The sequence below is a fragment of the Kribbella jiaozuonensis genome, assembly GCF_005233875.1.
Classification (GTDB): domain Bacteria; phylum Actinomycetota; class Actinomycetes; order Propionibacteriales; family Kribbellaceae; genus Kribbella; species Kribbella jiaozuonensis.
In genome coordinates, this window is the sequence record NZ_SZPZ01000007.1 from 288,416 (window position 1) to 313,836 (window position 25,421).

General features: G+C 68.3%; 20 protein-coding genes. 13 read left to right on the forward strand and 7 right to left on the reverse strand.

The window, feature by feature from the left end; genetic code table 11:
* Positions 1-50 precede the first annotated feature (50 nt).
* Entirely contained in the window at positions 51-482 is a 432-nt protein-coding gene (locus FDA38_RS39885; RefSeq protein ID WP_202878047.1) for a PadR family transcriptional regulator, read from the reverse strand.
* 321 nt (positions 483-803) lie between these two features.
* Here FDA38_RS39885 and FDA38_RS39890 point away from each other — a divergent pair, with 321 nt between their 5' ends.
* From FDA38_RS39890 to FDA38_RS39900, 3 genes are all read left to right on the forward strand, one after another.
* On the forward strand, positions 804-1,190 hold the full coding sequence (locus tag FDA38_RS39890; RefSeq protein WP_202878048.1) for a hypothetical protein: 387 nt from the start codon (positions 804-806) through the stop codon (positions 1,188-1,190).
* Positions 1,191-1,265: 75 nt separating this feature from the next.
* On the forward strand, positions 1,266-2,090 hold the full coding sequence (locus FDA38_RS39895) for a MerR family transcriptional regulator (protein WP_137259385.1): 825 nt from the start codon (positions 1,266-1,268) through the stop codon (positions 2,088-2,090).
* Complete coding sequence (locus tag FDA38_RS39900) at positions 2,090-2,947, forward strand: transglutaminase domain-containing protein (protein WP_137259386.1); 858 nt, start codon at positions 2,090-2,092, stop codon at positions 2,945-2,947. The genes FDA38_RS39895 and FDA38_RS39900 overlap by 1 nt, the downstream gene beginning before the upstream one ends.
* Here the strand turns inward: FDA38_RS39900 and FDA38_RS39905 are convergent.
* Both FDA38_RS39905 and FDA38_RS39910 read right to left on the reverse strand, forming a co-directional pair.
* Complete coding sequence (locus FDA38_RS39905) at positions 2,940-3,800, reverse strand: alpha/beta fold hydrolase (protein WP_137259387.1); 861 nt, start codon at positions 3,798-3,800, stop codon at positions 2,940-2,942. The two genes, FDA38_RS39900 and FDA38_RS39905, sit on opposite strands and share 8 nt — an antisense overlap.
* 17 nt (positions 3,801-3,817) lie before the next feature.
* A complete protein-coding gene (locus FDA38_RS39910; RefSeq protein WP_137259388.1) occupies positions 3,818-4,411 on the reverse strand; it encodes a TetR/AcrR family transcriptional regulator in 594 nt (197 codons plus the stop codon).
* A 49-nt stretch (positions 4,412-4,460) separates the two neighbouring features.
* Between FDA38_RS39910 and FDA38_RS39915 the strand changes: the two genes are divergently transcribed.
* The gene (locus FDA38_RS39915; RefSeq protein ID WP_137259389.1) at positions 4,461-5,909 is read left to right on the forward strand and encodes an MFS transporter; all 1,449 of its coding nucleotides are present in this window, start codon (positions 4,461-4,463) and stop codon (positions 5,907-5,909) included.
* Between the two features lie 54 nt (positions 5,910-5,963).
* On the opposite strand, the gene glgP is transcribed toward FDA38_RS39915, so the two are convergent.
* Positions 5,964-8,552: an alpha-glucan family phosphorylase gene (glgP, locus tag FDA38_RS39920; RefSeq protein WP_137259390.1), complete on the reverse strand. Its 2,589-nt coding sequence runs from the start codon at positions 8,550-8,552 to the stop codon at positions 5,964-5,966.
* A 185-nt stretch (positions 8,553-8,737) separates the two neighbouring features.
* Between glgP and FDA38_RS39925 the strand changes: the two genes are divergently transcribed.
* Positions 8,738-10,726 (forward strand): alpha-1,4-glucan--maltose-1-phosphate maltosyltransferase, encoded by a 1,989-nt coding sequence (locus tag FDA38_RS39925; protein WP_137259391.1) that lies wholly within the window; start codon positions 8,738-8,740, stop codon positions 10,724-10,726.
* Between the two features lie 1,005 nt (positions 10,727-11,731).
* Here the strand turns inward: FDA38_RS39925 and FDA38_RS39935 are convergent.
* Positions 11,732-12,898 carry a threonine synthase gene (locus tag FDA38_RS39935; RefSeq protein WP_137259392.1) on the reverse strand — a complete coding sequence of 389 codons (1,167 nt, stop codon included), beginning with the start codon at positions 12,896-12,898 and terminating at the stop codon, positions 11,732-11,734.
* An 11-nt stretch (positions 12,899-12,909) separates the two neighbouring features.
* Positions 12,910-13,506 (reverse strand): winged helix-turn-helix domain-containing protein, encoded by a 597-nt coding sequence (locus FDA38_RS39940; protein ID WP_137259393.1) that lies wholly within the window; start codon positions 13,504-13,506, stop codon positions 12,910-12,912.
* Between the two features lie 293 nt (positions 13,507-13,799).
* Here FDA38_RS39940 and FDA38_RS39945 point away from each other — a divergent pair, with 293 nt between their 5' ends.
* The gene (locus FDA38_RS39945) at positions 13,800-18,179 is read left to right on the forward strand and encodes a S8 family serine peptidase (protein WP_233715202.1); all 4,380 of its coding nucleotides are present in this window, start codon (positions 13,800-13,802) and stop codon (positions 18,177-18,179) included.
* Between the two features lie 57 nt (positions 18,180-18,236).
* On the opposite strand, the gene FDA38_RS39950 is transcribed toward FDA38_RS39945, so the two are convergent.
* Complete coding sequence (locus tag FDA38_RS39950) at positions 18,237-18,809, reverse strand: winged helix-turn-helix domain-containing protein (protein ID WP_233715203.1); 573 nt, start codon at positions 18,807-18,809, stop codon at positions 18,237-18,239.
* A 217-nt stretch (positions 18,810-19,026) separates the two neighbouring features.
* Here FDA38_RS39950 and arfA point away from each other — a divergent pair, with 217 nt between their 5' ends.
* The 7 genes from arfA (at position 19,027) to FDA38_RS39985 (ending at position 25,382) form a co-directional block, all read left to right on the forward strand.
* Positions 19,027-20,121: a channel-forming protein ArfA/OmpATb gene (gene arfA / locus FDA38_RS39955; RefSeq protein ID WP_233715204.1), complete on the forward strand. Its 1,095-nt coding sequence runs from the start codon at positions 19,027-19,029 to the stop codon at positions 20,119-20,121.
* 104 nt (positions 20,122-20,225) lie between these two features.
* A complete protein-coding gene (locus FDA38_RS43735; protein ID WP_137259396.1) occupies positions 20,226-20,843 on the forward strand; it encodes a sunset domain-containing protein in 618 nt (205 codons plus the stop codon).
* A gap of 16 nt (positions 20,844-20,859) precedes the next feature.
* A complete protein-coding gene (locus FDA38_RS39965) occupies positions 20,860-21,063 on the forward strand; it encodes a hypothetical protein (RefSeq protein WP_137259397.1) in 204 nt (67 codons plus the stop codon).
* 116 nt (positions 21,064-21,179) lie between these two features.
* Positions 21,180-21,389, forward strand: a complete 210-nt coding sequence (locus FDA38_RS39970; protein WP_137259398.1) for a type II toxin-antitoxin system HicB family antitoxin — start codon at positions 21,180-21,182, stop codon at positions 21,387-21,389.
* The gene (locus tag FDA38_RS39975; RefSeq protein WP_137259399.1) at positions 21,389-21,775 is read left to right on the forward strand and encodes a type II toxin-antitoxin system HicA family toxin; all 387 of its coding nucleotides are present in this window, start codon (positions 21,389-21,391) and stop codon (positions 21,773-21,775) included. The genes FDA38_RS39970 and FDA38_RS39975 overlap by 1 nt, the downstream gene beginning before the upstream one ends.
* A gap of 479 nt (positions 21,776-22,254) precedes the next feature.
* Positions 22,255-23,970 carry a maltose alpha-D-glucosyltransferase gene (gene treS / locus FDA38_RS39980; RefSeq protein ID WP_137259400.1) on the forward strand — a complete coding sequence of 572 codons (1,716 nt, stop codon included), beginning with the start codon at positions 22,255-22,257 and terminating at the stop codon, positions 23,968-23,970.
* Positions 23,970-25,382 (forward strand): maltokinase N-terminal cap-like domain-containing protein, encoded by a 1,413-nt coding sequence (locus tag FDA38_RS39985; protein WP_137259401.1) that lies wholly within the window; start codon positions 23,970-23,972, stop codon positions 25,380-25,382. The genes treS and FDA38_RS39985 overlap by 1 nt, the downstream gene beginning before the upstream one ends.
* Positions 25,383-25,421: the final 39 nt, after the last annotated feature.

Sequence of the window (25,421 nt, forward strand, 5' to 3'; positions counted from 1 at the left end):
CTGCGAAGAGGAGTCGTTCGGTCAGGACGTTCCCTGCGGTGACGCAGGTCTCAGTCCTCGGGGTCCTGTTCGGTCTGGATCGGGGCGTCAGCCAGCAGCAGGTAGAGCGAGCGGCGTGCTTCGGCCAGGATCTTGGCAGCCGCGGTGCGCTGCTCTTCGGAGCCGGTGCGGGCGACCTGCCGGGTGGCTGAGGCCAACTCGTCGAGCAGTCCGCGCAGGTCGGCACCAGGGCTGGTGCTTGCGAACGGAGCGAACGGGTCGACCGATGTCTCGCGGCGCCCTTCGACATACTCGCGACCGGCGTCGGTCAGTGTGACGAGCTTGCGGCCGGCTTCCGCGGTCACGGTGACCAGGCCCTCGTCCTCGAGTTGGTTGATGGTCGGGTAGATCGCGCCGGGGCTGGGGGTCCAGCGTCCGTCGCTGCGGTCTGCGATGGCCTGCATCAACTGGTAGCCGTGCATCGGCTCCTCGGCAAGCAGCATCAGGACGGCCGCTCGGACATCGCCGCGCGGGGCGCGACCACGGCCGGAACCGCGGCGTGAGCCACGCTCCGGTCCCCGGCCACCGCGGCCCCGGGGGCCACCGCGTCCGCCGTGCATCGGCATGCCTTCTCCCATTCGCGGTCCACCGCGACGGGGGTGATGGTGGCCGCCTCCGCGGCGGCCTCTGATCTCGTTGGGGGTGTTCATAATATCCTCCTCGATATTGTTCATGACACTAACGATATATCGTTACCGTCTTCTACACAACCCCCTTCCGGAAACTCGGTTGCGGGCGGCCCCCGCCGTACCGAACGTGGGGAGATGGACACCTTCGAGGAACTGATGGGTGAAGTGCTGTCGACCGCCGAGCGGTTCGGCCACCGCGAGCACGTGCGGCTGACCTGGCTCGCCGTACGACGTTGCGGGACGGCCGGCGCGGTCGATCTGGTCAGCAACGGGATCCAGCAGACGGCGCGCTACGCGGGCGCGCCGCAGAAGTACAACGCCACGGTCAGCCGGGCGTGGGTGGAGCTGACGGCGTACCACATGAACGAGGCGCCGGACGAGAGCTTCGACGAGCTCGTCGGCCGCAACCCGGGCTTACTGAACAAGCGCCTGCTGACGCACTTCTACGAATCGCGGACGCTGGCATCAGATGAGGCGCGAGTGGGTTGGGTCGAGCCGGACGTGAGGCCGTTCCCGGTGTGACACCCCCACAACCGCCACGAGCGAAGCGAGTGGCGGTCTTTACCTTGCCCTTAGGGCAGAGGGTTTGATGATCGTGTGTTGACGATCAGTGAGTTCGGGAAGCGGGCCGGGCTTTCGCACAAGGCCTTGCGGCTGTACGACGTATCCGGGCTGCTCGCGCCCGCTCAGGTCGATCCGGCCAACGGCTACCGCTTCTACGACGAAGCGCAGCTGGAGCGGGCCCGGCGGATCAGCGTGCTGCGGCAGTTGGACATGCCGCTGACCACGATCGCCGAAGTACTGGCGGGAACCGACGAGGAAGGCTTGATCCGGCTCGACCGCTGGTGGGCCGCCGAGGAGGCGACCACGGAGGCCCGGCGGTCGACGCTGCAGTACCTGCGCGACCGCCTGTCCCGATCCGGTACGCCGGGACTCGCGCCGCGACCGGTACTGACCCGCGACGTACCGGCGACCAAGATCGCGTCGATCCGTGCCGACACCAACCAGCAGCTGCTGGTCGGCGTGATCGTGACGTGCACCGACGAGATCATGTCGTACCTGACCGCGGCCGGCGCGAGCGCGACCACCGGGTCGTGGGTGATCTACCACGGCGCGGTGACGCCCGAGGGCGAGGCGACGGTCGAGGTGTGCGTGCCGTTCGACGGTCTCGTGGACCCGAGCGGCCGGATCGCGATCCGGGTCGAGCCGGCCCACCGGGAGGCGTACTGCACGATCACGATGAACGAGTGCGCGTACCCGCGGATCATGCTCGCCTACGACCTCGTGACGGACTGGGTCCGGGCCATCGGCGTACCCGAAGCGGGTCCGCCACGTGAGGTGTACCTCCCGGACTGCCAACTGATCCCCCGCGACGAACCGGCCGTCGACATCGCTCTGCCCATTCTCGAGAGGAACGCCTGATGGACTACACGACCCAGACCCGGTTCAGCGACCCCGGCGACCACGCCGGACTGTTCGACGCGCTGCCGGACGACATCCCCGGAATCGCCGCGGTGGTTCGCAACCTGCTGATCCATTACCGCGGCGGCGGCATCGAGTTCACCGGTGAACGCCTCGCCGAGATCGACAATCGCTGGGTGTCGGCGATCCTCGCCACCGACCAGAAGCGCAACGGTACGGCGCTCGCCGTACCGCGGGAGCCCGCCGATCGCGTCGTCGGATGCTGCCGCGACTACACGCTGATGTTCGTGTCCGCACTGCGGCACAAGGGGATCCCGGCGCGCAGCCGGATCGGGTTCGCGAACTACTTCACCGATGGATTCAACCCCGACCACGTGGTCGCGGAGTACTGGAACGGCGACCGCTGGGTGATGATCGACGCACAGCTCGACCCGGCCGAGGACCGTCCGTTCGACGTGCAGGACATGCCGAGCGGGCCGTTCCGGTCAGCCGCTGAGGTCTGGCTCGGGATCCGCGCCGGCGACCTCGACGCGGACCTCTTCGGTGTCGACCCCGGGATGCCGATCGGCGGCGGGTGGTTCGTGCGCAACTACGTGCACTACCAACTCGCACACCTGAACGGCGACGAGCTGCTGCTCTGGGACAACTGGGGTGCGATGTCAGACCGGCTCGACGGCGCCGACGTCGACCTCACCGACCGGATCGCACGGCTGATGGTTGCCTCTGACAACGGTGACGAGACCGCGACGAAGGAGGTCAACGAGCTCTACCGCACCGACCCCGAGCTGACCTTCGCCGGACGCTCGTTCATCACCTCGCCGACCGGCGCGCCGTTCGCCTGGATCGACGTCAACTGACGAGGTCTGCGACCACCTGGTCGATGCTGTTCAGCAGGGAGAGGTGGCCTTCGCCCGGCAGGAAGTGGAAGGTGCAGCCCGAGACGTGCGCGGCCAGCCAGTGGCCGTGGTCGGCGGGGACCATGCGGTCCTGATCGCCCTGCCAGATCGCCACCGGGGTGGTGATCCGATCCAGTCGGAATCCCCAGTCCTTCACGAACGCCAGATCATCGTCGCGCCAGCCGGCGATGCTCTCGGCAACAGATCGACGCGACGAGGCCGCGAGCCAGTCCAGGATCGGACCGGTCATCGCGGCCTTGTCGACGTCGGAGACCAGATCGCCGAACGCGGCCGCGAGGTCTTCCGGTTCGGCACCGGCCAGCGCGCTCGACATCTCCTCGAGCAACGGCTCGAGCGCGTCGCGTCCCTCGAATGCGGCACCGAACTCGGCAAGGTTCTCCTCGCCCATGCCGACCATGAAGTCGAGCCCGTCCACATTGGCCGGTCCAACGCCAGCTACGGAGGCCGCCGCGATGCAACGCTCCGGGAGCAGGGCCGCGCACGCCAGTGAGTGCGGTCCCCCACCGGACATGCCGATGCTGTAGAAGCGATCGGCGCCGAGCGCGTCGAGCAGGCCGGCGGTGTCGGCTGCCACATCGGCGATCGACCGCCCAGGGTGCGGGGTCGACGCGCCGTACCCGGCCCGGCTGGGGCTGACCAACCGCAGCCCGTGCCTCTCGGCCGCCTCCGCGAGTGGCGCGAACCGCACCGCAGCACCCGGGGTGCCGTGATGGAACACGAGCGGTACGCCGTCCGCCGGTCCCTCGATCAAGTACTCCAACTTGCGGCCATCGGCGAGCTGCACGAACTCCATGCCGGAAGCGTAGCCCGCTACCCGACGCCGTTGCGGAGGCCGTCGAACAACCGGTCCAATCGGGCGCGATGGTCGGCCGCCACCTCAGCGTCTCCCGCGGTCACCCGGCGGGCAGTCTCGACGAGCACGGTGGTGTAGCCGGCGATGAAGAACGCGGCCAGGAGCTCCGGGTCGCCGTCGAAGTTCGGGTCGCGATCGAGCTCCTCGGTCAGGACCTGCTGCAACTCGGCCGCGATCTCGCGCGATCGGGCGATCAGCGCGGGCGAGGCCGCGACGGTCCGGTAGAACGGGACGGACCCGTCCTTGACCCCGGACAGCGCGTGCTCCTCGTCGAGGAGCCGGACGGTTGCCTGCTGCAAGGACGTCAGTACGTCGGTGGTGCGGTCGCGTACGGCGGAACGCAGTACCTCGACGGCGTCGTCCGTGCGGTCCAGGAGCAGGTCCTCCTTGCGGGGGAAGTGCTTGAAGACGGTCACGCTCGAGACACCGGCCTCGCGCGCGACCTCGGCGACCGTGACGCCGTCGAACCCGCGCTCGAGGAACAACTGCGTCGCGACGTCCGAGATCCGGGCGCGCGTCTGCGGCCCGCCGCGCGCATCGGTTCTAGGCATGTGACCTCACTCTCTTGTGTCACTAAGCTTAGTGAGTTAACTTAGTGGCATGACCTCAACCCAGACAACCGTCATAGCAGCTCACCGGCCCCGCTCGCTGCGGGACGCGTGGGTGGCGCTGGCCGGACTGTCCGCGGTGTTCCTGGTCGAGATGCTCGACAACTCGATCCTGAACGTCGCGCTGCCCACGATCGGGCGCGAGTTGCACGCTTCGACGACCGCGCTGCAGTGGGTGACGGGCGCGTACGCCGTGGTGTTCGGCGGGCTGATGCTCGCGTTCGGGGCGATCGCGGACCGGTTCGGGCGGCGACGGATCATGCTGGTCGGGCTCGCGCTGCTCGCTGTCGCGAGCCTGGCGACGGCGTTCGTGTCGAACGTGGAGCAGCTGATCGCCGTACGGGTGGCGATGGGGGTCGCCGCCGCGATGACGACGCCGGGGTCGCTCGCGTTGTCGTTCCGGCTGTTCGAGGACGACGAACTGCGGGTGCGCGCGACGACGCTGATCTCGACGGTCGGGCTCGTCGGGCTGGCGGTCGGTCCGACGGCGGGTGGTTTCGTGCTCGCGATCGCGCCGTGGCAGGTGCTTCTGCTGGTGAACGTGCCGATCGCCGTACTCGCTCTGGTCGGTGTGCGTCTCGGGATCGCGGCGGACGTCGCGGCCGAGCTGCACCGGGATCCGATCGACGTCGCCGGCGCAGTGCTGGGTACTGCGACGATCGTGCTCGCGCTGGTCGCTCCGACGCTGTTCGTCAACGAGGGCGCTCGAGCGTGGTCTGCGTGGGCGACGACTGCGGCTGCTGTTGTTACGGCCGTCCTGTTCTACCTACGCGAGCGGTCGGCGCGGTACCCACTGCTCGACCCCAAACTCGTTGCTCATCCGCTGGTCTCCAGCGGCCTGGCCTTCAAGGCTGCCGCGGGCCTGGCGACCGCCGGCCTCGGCTACCTCGTCACACTCCAACTCCAGCTCGACTGGGGCTGGTCCCCCGCACTGGCCGCGATCGGGATGCTCCCCCAGGTTGTCGTCCTCGTCGCCGGCGGCGCGCTGATCGGCCCCTTCGTACGTCGCGTTGGCCTTGGTCGTGCTGCCTGGATCAGTGCCGCTGCCGTGGTCCTCGGCCTCGCCGTCTACGGCTCGCTGAACCGCTTCGGCTACCTCTGGGTCGCGGTCGCTTTGGTGCTCGTCGCCGCCGGGATGCGCGTCGTCGGAGTAGTTGCCGGAGTCAACGTCCTCCGAGGCCTCCCGGAAAACCGCACCACAATCGGCGCAGCCCTCACCGACACGGCCACCGAAGTAACCTCCGCCGCCGGCATAGCGATCACCGGCACCCTCCTGGCCCTCATCTTCACCGGCCCCATCACCACCCCCAACTGGACCACCCACCAAACCACCCAGTTCCACCAAGCAACCACCACCGCAGCCCTAACCCTCACCGCCCTCGCCGCAACACTAGTTGCCTACGGCATCATCCGCACCCGAGGCACGGCAGCGCGGGGTTGACAACAAACAACCCCGCCTGGTGAGGCAGGCGGGGTTGTGTCTTTTGTGTTGGGGTTAGAACTCCGAGCCGGCCGGGAGGTCCGGGGTGGAGGGGTCGTCGGGGTCGGACGGGCCGGCGGCCAGGCCTAGTTCGGCGACGCTGGCCAGGCCGGCGTGGTTCGGGACGACGCGGACGGTGTAGCCGAACGGGCCGGTGCGGTCCAGTTTCAGTTCGCCCTCGTAGCGGTGGCGGTTGCCCTCGTACGTCTCGGCCAGCGACAGCGACGCGCGGACCGGGTCCGTGATCTCGTCGTTGGTGTCGACGCGACCGTGCAGGACCTCGACGCAGATGTCGGCCGGAGCCAGATCGCCAAGAGCAGCGAACGCGCGGATCCCGACCGTCGTGCCGAGCTGCGGTACGTCGCCAAGCCCCTGCAGCTCCACGTGGTCGACGCGGATCTGCGGCCAGGCCGCAACCACCTTCTGCTTCCACGCCGCGAGTTCACGAGCACCGTCGTACGTCGAGTTGAGCGAACGCGACGACTTCGCGGCCGGCACGTACAGCTGCTCGACGTAGTCCCGCACCATCCGGGTCGCGAGCACCTTCGGGCCGAGCTCCTTGATCGTGTGCCGGAGCATCTCGATCCAGCGGCCCGGGACCTCACCGTCGTAGAAGCGCGGCGCGACCTGCTTCTCGATCAGGTCGTACAACGCGTGCGCCTCGAGGTCGTCGCGGCGGTCGGTGTCCTCGATCCCTTCGGCGGACGGGATCGCCCAGCCGAACTCGTCGTCGTACCACTCATCCCACCAGCCGTCGCGGATCGACAGGTTCAGCGCGCCGTTCAGCGCCGCCTTCATCCCCGACGTACCGCAGGCCTCGTAGGGACGCAGCGGGTTGTTCAGCCAGACGTCGCAGCCCGGGTACATCGGCTGCGCCAGCGCGATGTCGTAGTCCGGCACGAACACGATCCGGTGCCGCACCTCCGGGTCGTCGGCGAAGCGGACCATCTCCTGGATCAGCTTCTTGCCGCCCTCGTCGTGCGGGTGCGCCTTGCCGGCGATCACGATCTGGACCGGCCGCTGCGGGTGCAGCAGCAGCGACTTCAGCCGGGCCGGGTCGCGCAGCATCAGCGTCAGCCGCTTGTACGACGGAACGCGTCGCGCGAAGCCCATCGTCAGGACGTCCGGGTCGAGGATCGAGTCGACCCAGCCGAGCTCGGCCTCGCTCGCGCCGCGGTTGATCCAGGACTGCCGGACCCGCGACCGGGTGTCGTCGATGAACCGCTGCCGCAGCAGTCGCTTCGTCTCCCAGATCTGCTGGTCGGTGGTCTTGTCCAGGCCGTCGAAGATGTTCTCGTCGGCGGTGTAGTTCGCGTACGTCAGGTCGTGGATCTCGCGTGCCACCCAGGTCGGCGCATGTACGCCGTTGGTGATCGAGGTGATCGGCACGTCGGTGGAGTCGAAGCTCGGCCACAGCCCGGAGAACATCCCGCGGCTGACGACGCCGTGCAGCTTGGACACGCCGTTGGCCCGCTGCGCCAGCCGCAGACCCATGATCGCCATGTTGAACAGGGCCGGGTCGCCGCCCTCGAAGTCCTCGGCGCCGAGCTCGAGGATGCGGTCGATCGGCACCTCGGGACCGAACACGTCGGCCGAGAAGTGCTGCTGGATCAGCTCGACCGGGAACCGGTCGATACCGGCTGGGACCGGGGTGTGGGTGGTGAACACGGTGCCGCCGCGGTTGACCTCGAGCGCGGTGTCGAAGTCGAGGTCCTTCTCGGCAGCCAGCTCGCGGATCCGCTCGACACCGAGGAAGCCGGCGTGGCCCTCGTTGGTGTGGAACACCTCGGGCGCCGCGTGACCGGTGATCCGGCAGTACGTGCGGACCGCGCGGACACCGCCGACGCCGAGCAGCAGCTCCTGGAGCAGACGGTGCTCGGTGCTACCGCCGTACAGCCGGTCGGTCACCTCGCGCTCGGAGGGCTCGTTCTCCTCGATGTCGGAGTCGAGCATCAGCAGCGGGACACGGCCGACCTGGGCGACCCAGATCTGCGCGTGCAGCTCGCGGTTGCCCGGAAGGGTCAGCGTGATCGTCGCCGGCGCGTCACCATCGCGCAGGAGGCTGATCGGCAGGCCGTCCGGGTCGACCAGCGGGTATCGCTCCTGCTGCCAGCCTTCACGGTTCAGCGACTGCGCGAAGTACCCGTGCCGGTACAGCAGGCCGACGCCGATCAGCGGTACGCCGAGGTCGCTCGCCGCCTTCAGGTGATCACCGGCGAGGATGCCGAGACCACCGGAGTACTGCGGGAGGACGTGGGTGATGCCGAACTCCGGGGAGAAGTAGGCCACCGCGTTCAGCGGCGATCCCGCACTCTGGAACCACCGGTCCTCGGTCACGTAGCTGTCCAGGTCGGCTACTGCCAGTTCCAGCCGGCGCAGGAAAGCGTGGTCGTTGGCCAGCTCGTCGAGCCGGGCCGCCGGTACCTCACCGAGCAGCTTGACCGGGTCACCGCCGGTGCTCCGCCACAACTGCGGGTCGACGGCCTCGAAGACGTCCTGCGTCTCCGGGTGCCAGGCCCAGCGGAGGTTGTTCACCAGGGTGCCCAGGCCGGTCAGCGGCGCAGGCAGGACAGGGCGGACGGAAAATCGTCGTATCGCTCGCACCGGGACACCGTACCGGGCCGGGGTGCGCAAAACACCTTCGGGATGCATCGATCTTGCAACGCGAGCAAGATTTTGCAGGCCCGTGTGGCACAGACGACTACTGGGAACCGATAACGTCAGTCCTGTAGTTCGGCAAACGTACAGAACCGTCGGATCGACATTCGGAAAGCGAGTTCACCTACGCCATGACTGGGCGCATCCCGATCACCGAGGTCACCCCGACCGTCGACGCCGGAGCGTATCCGGCCAAGGCGGCGGTCGGCGAGACGTTCACCATCGCGGCCACGGTTTTCCGCGAGGGCCACGACGCGGTGAACGCGAACGTCGTACTGACGTCGCCGTCGGGACAGACCAGACGGATGCTGATGAGCCCGGTGGGCCAGGGCTCCGACCGCTGGACCGTCGACGTGACGCTGCAGGAGCAGGGCGCGTGGACGTTCGCGGTCGAGGGCTGGAGCGACCCGTACGGCACGTGGCGGCACAACGCCGAGATCAAGGTGCCGGCCGGTCTCGACGTCGACCTGATGTTCGCCGAGGGCGCAGCGTTCTTCGATCGCGCGGCGGCCGGCGTACCGCCCGCGGTGCGTGCGGATCGCGGCACGTTGAGCGATGCCGCGCACGCGTTGGCGAACGGCGCGTTGCCGCCGGAGGCGCGTTTGGCCGCGGGCATCTCGCCGCAGGTCCGGGCCGCACTCGGTCGGTACCCGGTGCGTGAGCTGATCACGTCGTCGGAGACGTACCCGGTGTGGGTCGACCGGAGGCGTGCGCTGTACGGCAGCTGGTACGAATTCTTCCCGCGCTCCGAGGGTGCGAAGTACGACGAGGAATCCGGTCAGTGGACCTCGGGCACCTTCCGTACCGCGGCGCAGCGGCTCGAGGCCGTCGCGAAGATGGGCTTCGACATCCTCTACGTGCCGCCGATCCACCCGGTCGGCCACTCGTTCCGCAAGGGCCCGAACAACACGCTCGACCCGAAGCCGGGCGACCCGGGTTCGCCGTGGGCGATCGGCTCCGAGGACGGCGGGCACGACGCGATCCACCCGGAGCTCGGCACGTTCGAGGACTTCGAGTACTTCGTCGGCCGCGCGCGCGAGGTCGGACTCGAGGTCGCGATCGACCTTGCCCTGCAGGCGTCGCCGGACCACCCGTGGGTGAAGGACCACCCGAAGTGGTTCGCCAAACGCGCCGACGGTTCGATCGCGTACGCCGAGAACCCGCCGAAGAAGTACCAGGACATCTACCCGATCAACTTCGACGACGACCCCGAAGGCATCTACGCCGAGGTACTGCGGATCGTCCGGCTGTGGATCTCCAAGGGCGTCACGGTCTTCCGCGTCGACAACCCGCACACGAAGCCGGTCAACTTCTGGGAGTACCTGCTCGGCGAGATCCGCAAGACCGATCCCGATGTGGTGTTCCTGTCGGAGGCGTTCACGCGGCGGCCGATGATGCGCGAGCTGGCGAAGGTCGGCTTCCACCAGTCGTACACGTACTTCACCTGGCGCAACGAGAAGTGGGAGCTCGAGGAGTACCTCACCGAGCTCACCAAGGAGACCGGGCACTACCTGCGCCCGAACTTCTTCGTGAACACGCCGGACATCCTGACGGCGTACCTGCAGTACGGCGGGCCGGGCGCGTTCAAGATCCGCGCGGCGATCGCGTCGACGTCGTCGCCGGCGTGGGGTGTGTATGCGGGGTATGAGTTGTTCGAGCATGTCGCGCTGCGGCCGGGCTCTGAGGAGTACCTAGACACGGAGAAGTTCCAGCTGCGGCCGCGGGACTGGGCTGCTGCGGAGGCGGAGGGGCGGTCGCTGGCGCCGTACCTCACGCTCTTGAACAACATCCGCCGCCGGCACCCGTCGCTGCAGCAACTGCGCAACCTGTCCCTGCACACGGTCGACGACGAAGCGATCATGTGCTACTCGAAGCGCTCGACCGCGCCGGACGGACACACGGACACGGTGATCGTGGTGGTCAACACCGACCCGCACTCGGTCCGCGAGTCGATGGTCCACCTCGACATGGCCGCGCTCGGCATGCGCCCCGAGGACACGTTCACCGTGTACGACGAGATCAGCGGCGCAACGTGGCGCTGGGGCCAACAGAACTACATCAAACTGGACCCGAACGCCGAGCCCGCCCACATCCTCGCAGTACGCCGCGGCCAAGCCTGAATGGTGTGATGGGTGGGGTTAGAAGCCCCTCGCGGTGCTACGCGGGACCCGGGGAGATGGGTCCAGCCCTCGCGGTGCTACGCGCGGCTCCTTCGTCGCCGTGCTACGCGCCGCCCCACCCACCCCCCGCTCAGCGCGGTGCATCCCCTTCCGGCTATCGCCGGGTCTTCCGGCTACCGCCGGTGTTGCCGGCTACCGCCGGCGGGTGGCGGCTCATCGCCGCGAATTGCCGGCTGCCGCCGGAGCTTCCGGCTATCGCCGGGTGTTGCCGGCTATCGCCGGCGGGTTGCGAGCTGCCGCTCGCGGCGAGTACACCGTCGCGCGGCTTGATCTGATCGGTGACCCGGCTCGCAATCCACGAACCTACTGTGCGCGGAATGCGACCAGCTTGGCACTCGCAACCGAACTGGATCGAGGCTGCGACCGGCGGCTACGCCACACCAGCGGTTGGTGCGGTGGTTGCAGCACCGGTGGTTGCAGCACCGGCGGTTGCAGCACCGGCGGTTGCAGCACCGGCGGTTGCAGCACCGGCGGTTGGTGCGCGTAGTTGCAGCATCGATGGTTGCAGCGGATGCGGCAACGGCGGATGCCGCGAGTGATTCCCGCGAGTGGTTCCCGCGACGGTCGCGGCCGGCGATCGCGCGGGATGCTCTACACGGCGAGCTTGCCCCTCACATGACCCACGGGGCAGTCGATCGCGCGGGATGGTCCTGGACCGAGGCGAGCTCGTATCGCGCATGACGCGAGCCCACGGGTAGTCGATCGCGCGGCAGCCCGCAAACCGCCGCGGTAGCGGCACACAGAGGCGATAGCCGCAGCACGCGGCGATAAGCCGCCACCCGCCGGCGATAGCCGGGAAGACCCGGCGATAAGCCGGCACTCCGGCGGTAGCCGGAAAGGGATGCACCGCGATGAGCGGGGGGCGGATGGGTGCGCGCGTAGCAGCCGCGTTGAGGAGCGGAGCGACGAAGGTAGCGGCTGCGTAGCGCGCCGGGGCCGACTACATCAGCTCGGCAGCGGCACAGTCTCTGGGTACTTGAGGCCGGCGCCGGTGTTGAGGGCGACTACTTGGTCGTCCGCGCGGATCCAGCCGGATTCGCGCAGCGTGCGGATGGCGGCGAAGTTGGCTGCGCCTTCTGGGCAGATGAAGGAGCCTTCCATCCGAGCCACCTTGTGTTGTTCCGCGAGGATGTCTTCGTCGTCGACGGCTACCGCGCAACCATCCGTCTCCGCGATCGCCTGTAGGACGAGGAAATCGCCGAGTGCCTTCGGGACGGTGATGCCGAAGGCAATAGTTTTCGCGTCCGGCCAGGGTTCGCTTTCCGGTAGGCCCTTCTCCCATGCGCGGACGATCGGCGCGCACCCCGTCGACTGGACGGCGACCAGCCGCGGCAACGGCCCCGAGATCCACCCCAGTTCTCGCAGTTCCAGAAGGCCCTTCCAGATGCCGATGATGCCGACGCCGCCACCGGTCGGGTACACGATCACGTCGGGCAACTCCCAGTTCAGCTGCTCCGCGATCTCCAGCCCCATCGTCTTCTTGCCTTCGATGCGGTACGGCTCCTTCAGCGTCGACGCGTCGAAGTACCCGGGCTGTTCCCGCACGTACGCCGCCGCATCCCCGATCAGCCCGTCGATCAGCTGCAGCCGACCACCAACCACCGTCACCTCACGCCGGCAGATCTCCGGCGCCGCGATCGGCATCGCGATCAACGCCTCCATCCCGGCACGCGCGGCATACGCGGCCCACGCAGACCCGGCGTTCCCGTTCGTCGGCATCGCGATCTTCCGTACGCCGACCTCGTACGCGCGCGACACCCCCACCGCCGCCCCACGCGCCTTGAACGTACCCGTCGGGATCAGCCCCTCGTCCTTCATCAGCAGACGATCCACCCCGAGCTCAGCGCCGTACCGAGGCAGAGGCAGCAGCGGCGTCATCCCCTCCCCCAGGGTCACCACGTTGTCCGGCGACCGCACCGGCAGCAGCTCGTGATACCGCCACAGGTTCGGTGCCCGATCGGCCAACGAGGCAGGCGTCACCGTCACCGACGGCAGGTCGTACCGCGCGAGCAACGGCGACCCGCACGGGCACAGCCCGATGATCTGGTCGGCGTCGTGGGTCGCTCCACAACGAGGACATTCGAGATGACTCAGCGCAGAGAAGGAGGTCACATCCGAAGAAACTACCCCGCGCGCAGATCGGTGATCATCGGGCGTTGGTGATCCGTGAGACGGAAGCCAATCCCCCGGACGGCGTCGATGGTGACCGTCGTACCGAGTTCGTCGAGTTTGCGACGCAGCCGCTTCACCACCGAGTGGACGTCGGCGGTGCCGCGGACGTTGAGATCACGCCAGACGGTCTGGTGCAGAGCGTCGTACGACCAGACCCGCAGCGGCGTCGACATCAGCCGGGTCAGCAGGTCGTGCTCGAGGTCGGTCAGCTGGATCTCGCCTCCGCGCCAGCGCGCGACCGAGCGGGCCCGGTCGATCGTGAGTACGTCGGCGTCCGGCTCCTCGCCCGTGGTTCGGACCGCGGCGGCATCGACCGCATCGGGCTCCGGCGGTTCGGGCTGCTCGGGCGCGGCGGGCGGTGGCTGCTGGGCGGGAACCAACAGTCGGCGCAGTTCGTCGAGACTCGAGACCAGCAGCAACGGTGCAACGTCGTCGACGAGCTCGGCCAGGCGGACGCGCTGCTCAGCAGAGGCCGCGACCGCGATCAGCAGCGGGAACGGCTCTTCGTCGGGTCCGGTCGTGGTCAGGTCTATACGGGCGGTGACCATCTGATCACGATGTCAACCTCTGCCTCAGATCGTCAACGGATTGCCAGCCTTTGCCCAGGTTGCCTCGATTCGCGCGACAGCTAGTCACATCTTGCTCACCAGGTGTGCTTGTTACCACGTTGTTCTGACACATAGATTCCTCGTCAGGCTTGCGGTGTCACATGCCGCGCCCTGGGGGGCACAGAGCGTCTTCGCGCCCTCCTGCAGCAAATGACTCGGGGGAGTCGAGCTCGGGGTCGTTCAAGTGAGGGGCTGCAGAGATGTCACATCCACGAAAGGGACTCGCCAGATCCGTGGTGAGCACCCTGGCGGCGCTGGCCGTCGTCGCGACCGGGATGGCCGCCGCCGGCCAGGCCCAAGCGTCACCGCCGACCAAACCGGAAGCCACGCCATCGCCCGCCGCCAAGATCAAGCCGGAGCTGAAGGCACAGCTGGAGGGCAAGGAAGCCAAGTCCGCGACGGACTACTGGGTCCGTTTCGGCGCCAAGGCCGACCTGACCGCCGCCAGCAGGATCACCAACTGGAACGAGCGCGGCACGGCTGTGGCCGCCGCGCTGAAGAAGGCCGCAGCGGACAGCCAGGCGTCGATTCGCGCCGAGCTGGACGCGCAGCACGTGAAGTACCAGGCGTTCTGGGGCACGAACGCGATCCGGATCGAGAGCGGATCGCTGGCCCTGGCCCAGGACCTGGCCACCCACAACGAGGTCGAGGGCCTGTACGCACCGGTCCAGATCGAGGTACCGAAGGTCACGCCGGGCCAGCAGGAGAAGGCGATCCAGGCCGTCGAGTGGGGCGTCGCGAACATCAAGGCGAACCAGGTCTGGTCGCAGTACGGCGACAAGGGTGAGGGCATCGTCGTCGCCAGCATCGACACCGGGGTGCAGTACGACCACCCGGCGCTGGTGAACCAGTACCGCGGCAACAACGGTGACGGCACCTTCAACCACAACTACAACTGGTTCGACGCGGCCGGCACCTCGCCGAACGCACCGTCCGACGGCAACGGCCACGGCACCCACACGATGGGCACCATGGTCGGCGACGACGGCGCGGGCAACCAGATCGGTGTCGCCCCGGGCGTGAAGTGGATCGCCGCGAACGGCTGCTGCCCGAGCGACGCCGCGCTGATCTCGTCCGGCCAGTGGATGCTCGAGCCGACCGACCTCGCCGGGCAGAACCCGGACGCGAGCAAGCGGCCGAACGTCATCAACAACTCGTGGGGCTCGACCCTGCCGTCGAACGACCCGTTCATGGAGGACATCACCCTGGCCTGGACCGCGTCCGGGATCTTCGGTGCGTTCGCCAACGGCAACAGTGGTGAGGGCGGCTGCAACACCTCCGGTTCGCCGGGCAGCCTGACCAGCAACTACTCGGCCGGCGCCTACGACATCAACAACAACATCGCGTCGTTCTCCGGTCGCGGGGTCGGCCAGGACGGCACCATCAAGCCGAACATCTCGGCTCCCGGTGTCAACGTCCGGTCCAGCCTGCCGGATAACACGTACGGCGCTTTCAACGGTACGTCGATGGCCACACCGCACCTGACGGCAACTGTCGCCCTGCTGTGGTCGGCATCGCCGTCCCTGAAGGGTGATGTCGCGGCCACCCGCGCGCTGCTGAACCAGACCGCGATCGACACGCCGAACAGCCAGTGCGGCGGGACGGACGCGAACAACAACGTCTTCGGTCAGGGTCGTCTGGACGCGCTCGCACTGCTGAACGCTGCCCCGATCGGCGACACCGGCACGCTGTCCGGCACGGTTACCGCCGCCACCGGTGGCGCTGCCCTCGCGGGCGCCAGCGTGACGGTGCACCAGGACGGTCAGGCCGACAAGACGCTGACCACCAGCAGCAACGGCACGTTCTCGTCGGTGCTTCCGGCCGGCGACTACACGCTCACGGTCGCGTCGTTCGGGTACAAGACCCAGACCGCCACGGCCACCATCACCACCGGTCAGACCACCACCAAGAACTTCGCCCTGGAGAGCACTCCGCAGGTGAGTGTCGGTGGCACCGTCACGGACGGCTCCGGCCACGGCTGGCCGCTGTACGCGAAGGTGTCGGTGGAGGGCCCGGGTGGCGTGTTCGACTACACGACCCCGAGCAACGGCCGCTACAGCCTGAAGGTCCCGTCCGGTGCGGCGTACTCGCTCAAGGTCGAGTCGAAGTACCCGGGCTACCAGACCGTCAGCCAGCCGATCACGGTCGGCAGCGGCAACCTGACCAAGAACATCTCGGTACCGGTCACCGCTGACTCCTGCACCACCGCGCCGGGCTACAAGTACGGCTCGGACGGCGTATACCAGACCTTCGACTCGGGTGCGACCCCGAGCGGCTGGAACCTGGTGGACAACAAGGGCAACGGCCAGGTGTGGCAGTTCAACGACCCGGGCAACCGGACCAACCTGTCCGGCGGCAACGGCGGCTTCGCGGTCATCGACAGCGATCACTACGGCCCCGGCGGTTCGCAGGACACCTCACTGGTCAGCCCGGTGGTCGACCTGAGCTCGGTCACCGCTCCGGTGATCCGGTTCAACCAGGACCTCAACTGGCTCGGCGGCGAGAAGGCCGATGTCGACCTGTCGATCGACGGCGGCGCCACCTGGGCCAACGTGCTGACGCAGGCCGCGGATGCCCGTGGGGTCAAGGAGATCGCCATCCCGCAGGCGGCGGGCAAGTCCGCCGTACAGGTGCGGTTCCACTACTACGACGCGTCGTACGAATGGTGGTGGGAGGTCGACAGCGTGCTGATCGGCAGCCAGATCACCTGTGAGCCGAACGGCGGCGGTCTCGTCGTCGGCAACGTCAAGGACGCCAACACCAGCGCTTTCGTGAACGGCGCGGTCGTCACCCGTGACGGCTCGTCGGAGAGCGCGACCACCGTCGCGACGCCGGAGGACACCGGCCTGAACGACGGCTTCTACTGGCTGTACTCCTCCGTGGACGGCGACCAGGGCTTCACCGCCAAGGCCGGCAACTACGTCAGCTCGACCGCGACCGTTCCGGTCGAGGCCGACTGGACCACCACGGCCGACTACACGCTGAAGGCCGGCCAGCTGTCGGTCACGCCGGGCAGCATCACCGGCAACCTGAAGCTGCCGACCGGCACCGTGACCAAGTCGTTCAAGGTCACCAACACCGGCGGCGCGGATGTCGACGTGAAGTTCGGTGAGAAGGACAGCGGCTTCGTCCTGGAGAACGCGAACGGCACCAAGACCAGCAAGGCCGAGGTGGAGAGCGGGACCGGCGCGCCGCTGCAGCGGATCGCCGTGAACACCTCGTTCGCCCGGATGATGTCGGGCAAGACCGGCACCGCGCCGGTCGCCGCGAAGCCGCAGGCGGCTCCGTGGGCCGACATCGCCGACTACCCGGCAACCGTGATGGACAACCGGGTCGTCAACCTCGACGGCAAGGTCTACTCGATCGGCGGCGGCAACGGCAGCGCGTCGACGGCCAACAGCTACGTGTACGACCCGGCCACGCTCGCGTGGACCGCGATCGCCCCGCTGCCGGGTGCTCGCAACGCCATCACCGTCGGCGTCGTCGGCGGCAAGATCATCGCCAGCTCCGGCTGGGCGGACGCCGGCCCGGCGCCGGAGACCTGGTCGTACGACCCGTCCGCCAACGCCTGGTCCGCACTCGCGGCCAACCCGGCTCCGCGTGCGGCTGCCGGTCAGGCTGTGCTCGACGGCAAGCTGTACGCCGTCGGCGGTTGCACCACGTCCGGCTGCACCCCGATGAGCAACACCGTGGTGAGCTACGACGCGGCCAGCAACACCTGGGCCACGCTGGCGAACTACCCGCAGTCGGTCGCGTTCGCATCCTGCGGCGCCATCGACGGCAAGCTGTACTGCGCCGGCGGTAACGACGGCGTGAACTCGCTGAAGTCGGCGTACGTCTACGACCCGGGAGCAGACTCCTGGACCGCGATCGCGGACGCTCCGGCCGACCACTGGGCGGCGTCGTACGCCGTCGCCGGTGGCAAGCTGCTGATCGTCGGCGGTGTCCAGGCCGGTGCAGTGACCAACGCAGGGTTCTCGTACGACCCGGCGTCGGACAGCTGGACCGCGCTGCCGAACTCCAACCTGCCGCGGTACCGCGGTGGCGCGGCGTGTGGCTTCTACAAGGTCGGCGGCTCGTCCGGCGGCTTCACCGCGACCGCGGACAGTGAGGCCCTGCCGGGTCTCGAGGACTGCACCGAGTCGTCGGCGGACGTGAGCTGGCTGTCGCTCGACAAGACCGAGGCCACGCTGGCCCCGGGACAGTCGACGACCGTCAAGGTCACGCTCACCGCGAACGTCGACCAGCCCGGCGCCTACACCGGTGCCGTGACGATCGGCGAGAACACCCCGTACAACGTCGCAGCGGTCGGCGTGACGATGAACGTCACCCCGCCGAACACCTGGAGCAAGCTGCTCGGCACCGTCACGGGCGTCAGCTCGTCCGGCGCCACCGCCGCCCTCCCGGGTGCGATCGTCGAGGTGGACTCGTGGGCGCAGTCGTACACCTTCATCACCGACAAGGACGGTAAGTACGCCTACTGGCTCGACCGTCGCAACAACCCGCTCACCCTGATCGCCGCCAAGGACGGCTACAAGCCACAGACCCGTACGACGAAGCTCGTTGCCGGCACGCCGGTCACCGAGAACTTCGCACTGAAGTCGATCAAGTAGTCAGGCAGTAAAGAGCTCGGCCCCCGGACCGCATGGTCCGGGGGCCGAGCCCTTTTCTCAGGCCGTGGGAAGAAGGTGGAAGCCGACGCCGCGGACCGCGTGGATGGTGACGGTGGCACCGAGGTTCGCGAGCTTCTGGCGCAGGCGTTTGACGACGGAGTGGATATGCGAGCCGTGGCCGAGGTGCTCGTTGCCCCAGACGGCGTGGTGCAGACGCTGGTACGTCCAGACCCGTCCGGGCTCTGTCACCAGGCAGTGCAGGAAGTCGTGCTCCAGCCGGGTCAGCGGCATCTCACGGTCCTTCCAGCGGACCACGCGGCGGTCGACGTCCAGCCGCAGTTCGGCCACCGGTTCCGGCACCGCCCTGATCGGCTTGGCGACCGGTGCGACGGCGGGAGCCAGCACTGCCGAGCTCGGCGCGATGCTGACTCCGGTGAGCTCCAGGAACGCGCGGGCCTGGTCCGCGCTCGACACCAGGAGCAGTGCGTCGGCTTCACCGAGCAGACGAGCCAGGTGTACTCGTTCGGCCGTGGACGCGGCCACGCCGATGATCAATGACGAATCGGACGACCTCTCCATCGACTCCATCGACACCACAGCAAGCCCCTCCCACTCGATCCGGCCCGCCATAAGTACGGTTCACGGCGCGAACTAAGTCAAGGGATTCCTTGCGCACCCGGCTGGCACATATGCGTCCTGTCCGAGACAGGACAGCTCCCCCGCATGGTCCCGGACAGCTTCTGCAGAAGGAAAAACGGCGACGCTCCCCGATGGAGTGTGCGGAGCCGGGGCGATGCGGAGTAGTCTCCTCGCGCACGGCCACTCTGACCGCATCCACGGAGGAACAGTGCCCGGTCTGGTTCGGCGGCCGCTCGTCATCTGGTTGCTGGCGGCCCTCGCAGTACCTGTACTGCTGACGGCTGTGCTGATTCCCGCCCGGGCCGGCACCACCGAGGACGATCTGCGCGACCGTACGGTCGCCGCGCTGAAGGCCCGCGGGATCGAGAACGCAGCGGTCGATTTCGACGGCCGGGACGCGAAGATCGTCGTACCCGATGCCGTGGATCCTGCGCAGGTGCAGGAGATCGCGGCCGCGGTCGAAGGGGTTCGGTCGGTACGGATCGAGGGTGCGTCCACTCCGACGCCGACACCGACTGCGACGAGTGCGCCGGCGGAAGAGTCCGCCGTACCGGCGTTCGAGGTCGGGCGGACGGATCGGTCGATCCGGGTGCAGGCGCCGGTGAAGAGCCAGGCGGTGAAGGACGCGTTCTCCGCGGAGGTTGAGCAGCTGCTCGGCCCGGACCGCGAGTACGACGACCGCACCACGATCGACCCGGCCAACGGGATCGCCGATGCCGCGACGATCTCCGCGCTGCTGCGGGCGCTCGCGATCGGGACGGGCGATGCTTCCGTGCGGTACGACGGGGACACGGTCACGCTGTCGGGCGAGGTGCCGGACCAGGCGACCAAGGCGACCGTGGGGCGGGCCGCTGCGAAGGCGGTGCCCGGCGCGGTCGTGGCCGACCAGCTGCAGCTGCCGGCGCCGTCGAAGTCGACCGTGAGCGAACCGTGCCGTACGTTCCCGACCCGGCTGGCCGAGTTCAGCCGGCAGTACAAGATCAACTTCCTGTCCGGTACGTCGATCGTGAACGACGCGTCGAAGCCGTCGGTGGTGCGGGCGGCCGCCGTACTGAAGTCGTGTGCGACGGCGCGGGTCGAGGTTGCGGGTCACACCGACGACCTGGGTTCGCCGGCGACCAGCCTGCCGTTGTCCGAGCGTCGCGCCGCCGCGGTGAAGGCGGAGCTGGTGCGGCTCGGGGTGAACGCGGACCGCATCCTCGCGCACGGGTACGGGCAGGCCTTCCCGATCGCTTCCAACGCCACCGGCGCCGGGCGGATCGCGAACCGCCGGGCCGAGCTCCGAGTAGTGCAGGGGAACTGAATGAGTTGGCTGATCGCCGAGACCTGGATCCTGCTACTGGTCGCCTTCGTCCTGGGCAGCGCAGCCGCGTGGCTCGTACATCGCCTGGTGAGGGAGGCGCGCGGATGAGCTGGCTGTTACGCCACAACTGGCTGTGGTCGATGCTCGCGTTCTTCCTCGGTGCGGCGATCACGTGGGTCCTGCTCGAACGCCGCAAACCCGCCGCCGCTCCCCCGCTCGAAGAGCCCGAACTCGAGCCAGAGCCAGTGCTTGTTGGCGCCACAGCATCCCAAGCAGCCCCAACACCACACCCCACCCCGGCCGCTCCAGCCACCCCGGCAGCACGGGCGACCCCGGCAGCACGGGCGACCCCGGCAGCGCCGGCGAGCCCAGCCGCACCAGCTGCTCCGGTCCGGGAGAGGGGTGAGCCGGTCTTCTCTCGGGTGATGGACTCTGAGCCGACCCTGTTCGACGCGGAGATGACTGCGCCTGAGCGGCAGGCGACCGTGGTGCAGCCCGGGCGGTACGGCGAAGGTTCGGCCGAGGCGGTGCCGCACCAGGGGCCGCCGGACGGGTTCACGATCAAGGGCAATGCGCAGTCGAAGCTGTTCCACACGCCGGATTCGCCGTACTACGGACGTACGAAACCTGAGGTCTGGTTCCGCTCCGAGGCCGATGCCGAGCGGGCCGGTTTCACGAAGTACACCCGCCGCCCCCGCAAGTCCGCGGACCCCCGCGACTGATCACGAGGAGACGCAGTTGCCCGAGCTCCACGTCCCCTACGTCGTCGAACAGGACGAGGACGGCACCTGGCTCGCCGAGGCGGCCCTCACCCCCGACATCTTCCTCCAGGGCGAAGGCGAAACCCGCGAACAAGCCCTAGAAGACCTCCGCACCTCAATAACCCAAGCCACCACCGACTCCGGCATCCCTGACCACCTGGTAATCACCCTCCCCGACTGACCCACCCCCAGCCCTACGATCGCAACAACACTCAGCAGCCAGGAGGCCGAGGAAGTCGGCGTGCCCGAGCAGTTGGTGGTGACGGTCGAGGACGCCGCGGGAAAGAGGGTTGGACTGTGAAGAGCGAGGTCACTGTCCCCTACACGATCGAGCAGGACGAGGACGGTGTTTGGTGCGCGCACGCGCTCCTGCGCCATGGCGTCGGTGCGAACGGTGAGGGCGACACACCGGAAGCAGCCGTCGAGGATCTCCGTGAGGCACTGACCGGACTGATCAAGTCGTTCGGGGTGCCGAACCTGATCACCGTCACCGTCGAAACGCCCTGATGGCCAGCAGCATCCCGGCGATGCGCGGCGCCGACGTCGTCGCCGCTCTCGAGAAGTGGGACTTCACCGTCGACCGGGTCGAGGGCAGCCACCACATCATGAAACATCCGGACGGTCGCGGTACGACCGTGCCGGTGCACAACCGGGACGTGGCCAAGGGCACGATGGGCAGCATCATGCGAGACACCGGCCTGACGGCCGAGCAGCTCCGCAACCCGAAGCTGGCCAGGCGCCAAGCGCGGGAGTTGACCCCGCAGGAGGTCGCCCAAGGAAGCGCGCCCGCGGCACAGGCCGTGCAGTCCGGGGACGGAACAGGTCGGCCCGGCGGGCGCGGGGCAGCGAGACAGCCGTCGCGGGAGAAGGGCGAGCGAGGTCGCCGCAGGTAGCTCGCATTGCCGAACAAGGGAGAGAGGCCGATGGAGCCGGACGCGACGGAACCCCTCGAGCCGGATCAGGTGTTCACGGCTGAGGAGTTGCTCAGGCAGCGGGACCCGCGGGACGGGGTCGCGGATGCCAACGGGGCGGTCAAGAGGCGGCCCCGGTTGCGCCGTGGGGGCGGTCGGCGAGGTACCGCGCAGGGGGCCGAACGGCAGAACGAAGGCCGTCGTCGCTGAGTGAGTGCGTGCCTATTTGCTTGTACTGGCAAAGGGCCGTCAGACTATGCGGAACGCCTTGCGGGACCGTCCGACCGACGGCGTCACCACATCACCGGAAGCGTCCGGATCTACGTACTGCTCCTTTTAGGTGCGCCCTGGTGGGGTACCTGAGATCAGTGCATGTCCAGGGCGGGTCCACACACCGTCGTCACGTTCGTGGCGGCGTGCCGTAGTACAAGCCGCAGTACCGCTAGGTTTGGAGACACCCGATGGAGGTGAGCGTGACCGACATGCTGCCGGAGCAGCACCACGGACTGACGAAGAGTGACCCGCTGTGGTTCAAGCGGGCCGTCTTCTACGAGGTCCTCGTGCGGTCCTTCAAGGACTCGAACGCCGACGGCATCGGCGACCTGCAGGGTCTGACCGAGAAGCTCGACTATCTCGAGTGGCTCGGTGTCGACTGCCTCTGGTTGCCGCCGTTCCAGCCGTCCCCGCTGCGCGACGGCGGTTACGACGTCTCCGACTACACCGGCGTGATGCCGGAGGTCGGCACCGTGCAGGACTTCGAGGAGTTCCTGGTCCAGGCGCACGCGCGCGGCATCCGGGTGATCGTCGACTTCGTGATGAACCACACCTCGGACCAGCACCCCTGGTTCCAGGCCTCCCGGCAGGACCCGGACGGCCCGTTCGGCGACTTCTACGTCTGGTCGGACACCGACAACAAGTACGCCGACGCGCGGATCATCTTCGTCGACACCGAGAGCTCGAACTGGACCTGGGACCCGGTCCGCGGCCAGTACTTCTGGCACCGGTTCTACGCCAACCAGCCGGACCTGAACTTCGAGAACCCGGCCGTCGGCGACGCGATCGTCGACGCGCTCAAGTTCTGGCTGGACCGCGGCGTCGACGGCTTCCGGCTGGACGCGGTGCCGTACCTGTTCGAGACCGACGGCACGAACTGCGAGAACCTCCCCCGGACCCACGAGTTCCTGAAGCGGATCCGCAAGGAGGTCGACGCGAACTACGAGGACCGCGTCCTGCTCTGCGAGGCGAACCAGTGGCCGGCCGACGTGGTCGAGTACTTCGGCGACCGCGACTCCGGCGGCGACGAGTGCCAGATGGCGTTCCACTTCCCGGTGATGCCGCGCATCTTCATGGGCGTACGGCGCGAGTCCCGCTTCCCGATCTCGGAGATCCTGGCGCAGACGCCGGAGATCCCGGACACCTGCCAGTGGGGCATCTTCCTGCGCAACCACGACGAGCTCACGCTCGAGATGGTCAGCGACGAGGACCGCGACTACATGTGGGGCGAGTACGCCCAGGACCCGCGGATGAAGGCGAACATCGGCATCCGCCGCCGGCTGGCACCGCTGCTGGACAACGACGTGAACAAGATGGAGCTGTTCACCGCGCTGCTGCTCAGCCTGCCCGGCTCCCCGATCCTGTACTACGGCGACGAGATCGGCATGGGCGACAACATCTGGCTGGGCGACCGCGACGGCGTCCGTACGCCGATGCAGTGGTCCCCGGACCGCAACGCCTCGTTCTCCACCGCGACGCCCGGCAAGCTGAGCCTGCCGGTGATCATGGACCCGGTCTACGGCTTCCAGGCGGTGAACGTCGAGGCCGAGATGGAGAACGCCTCGTCGCTGCTGCACTGGACCCGCCGGATGATCCAGACCCGCAAGCAGCACCCCTGCTTCGGGATGGGCACGTTCACCGATCTCGGCGGCTCGAACCCGAGCGTCCTGTCGTACGTGCGCGAGTTCGGCGACGACGTGGTGCTGTGCGTGAACAACCTGTCCCGCTTCCCGCAGCCGATCGAGCTGGATCTGCGGCAGTGGCAAGGAGTGGAGCCGATCGAGTTGCTCGGCGGTGTGCACTTCCCGACGATCGGGGAGTTGCCCTACCTTCTGACCCTCGGCGCCCACGGTTTCTACTGGTTCCGGCTGGCGAAGCCGGCTGACCACGAGGAGAGCATGTAGTGAATTCGCATCTGGACCAGGTCCAGTCCTTCTGCGCGGGCCAGAGGTGGTTCGGGGAGAAGGGACACGACGTCCGCGTCGAAGCGATGGCCACTTCGGTGTGGCTGTCGGACGAGGGCGCCTGGCCGGCGGTCCGGATCGGGTTCGTCTACTGTGCGGGTCCGCCTGGGGTGGAGATCCCGATCCGGGTCTACCAGCTGCCGCTCAGCTACCACCGCACACCGGTCGACAACCTCGGCCATGCGCTGATCGGTGAGTGGGTGGAGCCGGATCTCGACGACGCCGAGGTCTGGGTGTACGACGCCTTGCACGACAAGGAAGCAACGCCGTACTGGCTGGACGGGCTGACCCACGGACGGCAGCTGGACGGGCTGGAGTTCCATCCCGTCCAGGCTCCGGACCGCAAGATCGAGGTACCGGAGGACGCACAGTCGCTGGTCCTCACCGTCGAGCAGAGCAACACGTCGCTGGTGTTCGGCGATGTCGCGCTGCTGAAGGTGTTCCGCCGGCTCGAGCCCGGGAGCAACCCGGGGGTCGAGATCGAGTCGGCGCTCACCGAGTCCGGGTCCGAACTGGTCCCGGAGGTGCTGGGGTCTGCGCGCGGTAGGTGGCCGCGCGCCGGCGGCGGCACCGACTCGGGCGAGCTGGCGATGATGACGGCGTTCCAGAGCAACGCCACCGACGGCTGGTCGTTCGCGACCTCCTCGGTGCGGGACCTGTACGCCGAGGCCGACCTGCACGCCGAGGAGGTCGGCGGCGACTTCGCGCCCGAGTCGCACCGGCTCGGCGCGAGCACCGCGCAGGTGCACTCGGAGTTGGCCAAGGCGCTCGGCACCGACATCTGGGAGCCGGCCAAGCTGGTCGAGCACGCGGACGCGATGCGCCGCCGGCTCGACAAGGCGGCGGCCGCGATCCCGGAGCTCGCGCCGTACGCCGACGGTCTGACGCGTGCGTTCGACGCGCTCGCGGCGTACGACCAGCCGGTCACCGTTCAACGCATCCACGGGGACTTCCACCTCGGACAGGTACTGCGGACGATCGACGGCTGGAAGCTGATCGACTTCGAGGGCGAGCCGGCCAAGTCGCTGATCGAGCGGCGGGCGCTGGACACCCCGGTGAAGGACATCGCCGGGATGCTGCGCTCGTTCGACTACGCGGCCCGGTCGTTGCTGGCCGATCACCGCGGTGACCAGCAGATCGCGTACCGGGCGACCGAGTGGGCAGCGCGCAACCAGCAGGCCTTCTGCGACGGGTACGCCGAGGTGGCGGGCACCGATCCGCGTGAGCAGACCGTGCTGCTGAACTCGTTCCTCGCCGACAAGGTGATCTACGAGGTGCTGTACGAGGCGCGGAACCGGCCGACCTGGCTGCAGATCCCGCTGTCCGCAGCGGCGCATTTGGCCGGACAGTAGTACCCCAAATCTCTGCCAAGTAATCCAACTCCGGCGGAG

Excerpts from the sequence above, each read along its gene's own strand:
- treS (WP_137259400.1), top strand. The coding sequence starts at position 22,255 with ATGGAGGTGAGCGTGACCGACATGCTGCCGGAGCAGCACCACGGACTG.
- FDA38_RS43735 (WP_137259396.1), top strand. The coding sequence starts at position 20,226 with ATGAGCTGGCTGTTACGCCACAACTGGCTGTGGTCGATGCTCGCGTTC.
- FDA38_RS39940 (WP_137259393.1), bottom strand. The coding sequence starts at position 13,506 with ATGGTCACCGCCCGTATAGACCTGACCACGACCGGACCCGACGAAGAG.
- FDA38_RS39890 (WP_202878048.1), top strand. The coding sequence starts at position 804 with ATGGACACCTTCGAGGAACTGATGGGTGAAGTGCTGTCGACCGCCGAG.
- FDA38_RS39950 (WP_233715203.1), bottom strand. The coding sequence starts at position 18,809 with ATGGCGGGCCGGATCGAGTGGGAGGGGCTTGCTGTGGTGTCGATGGAG.
- FDA38_RS39915 (WP_137259389.1), top strand. The coding sequence starts at position 4,461 with ATGACCTCAACCCAGACAACCGTCATAGCAGCTCACCGGCCCCGCTCG.
- FDA38_RS39910 (WP_137259388.1), bottom strand. The coding sequence starts at position 4,411 with ATGCCTAGAACCGATGCGCGCGGCGGGCCGCAGACGCGCGCCCGGATC.
- FDA38_RS39885 (WP_202878047.1), bottom strand. The coding sequence starts at position 482 with ATGCTGCTTGCCGAGGAGCCGATGCACGGCTACCAGTTGATGCAGGCC.
- FDA38_RS39905 (WP_137259387.1), bottom strand. The coding sequence starts at position 3,800 with ATGGAGTTCGTGCAGCTCGCCGATGGCCGCAAGTTGGAGTACTTGATC.
- FDA38_RS39975 (WP_137259399.1), top strand. The coding sequence starts at position 21,389 with ATGGCCAGCAGCATCCCGGCGATGCGCGGCGCCGACGTCGTCGCCGCT.
- FDA38_RS39925 (WP_137259391.1), top strand. The coding sequence starts at position 8,738 with ATGACTGGGCGCATCCCGATCACCGAGGTCACCCCGACCGTCGACGCC.
- FDA38_RS39900 (WP_137259386.1), top strand. The coding sequence starts at position 2,090 with ATGGACTACACGACCCAGACCCGGTTCAGCGACCCCGGCGACCACGCC.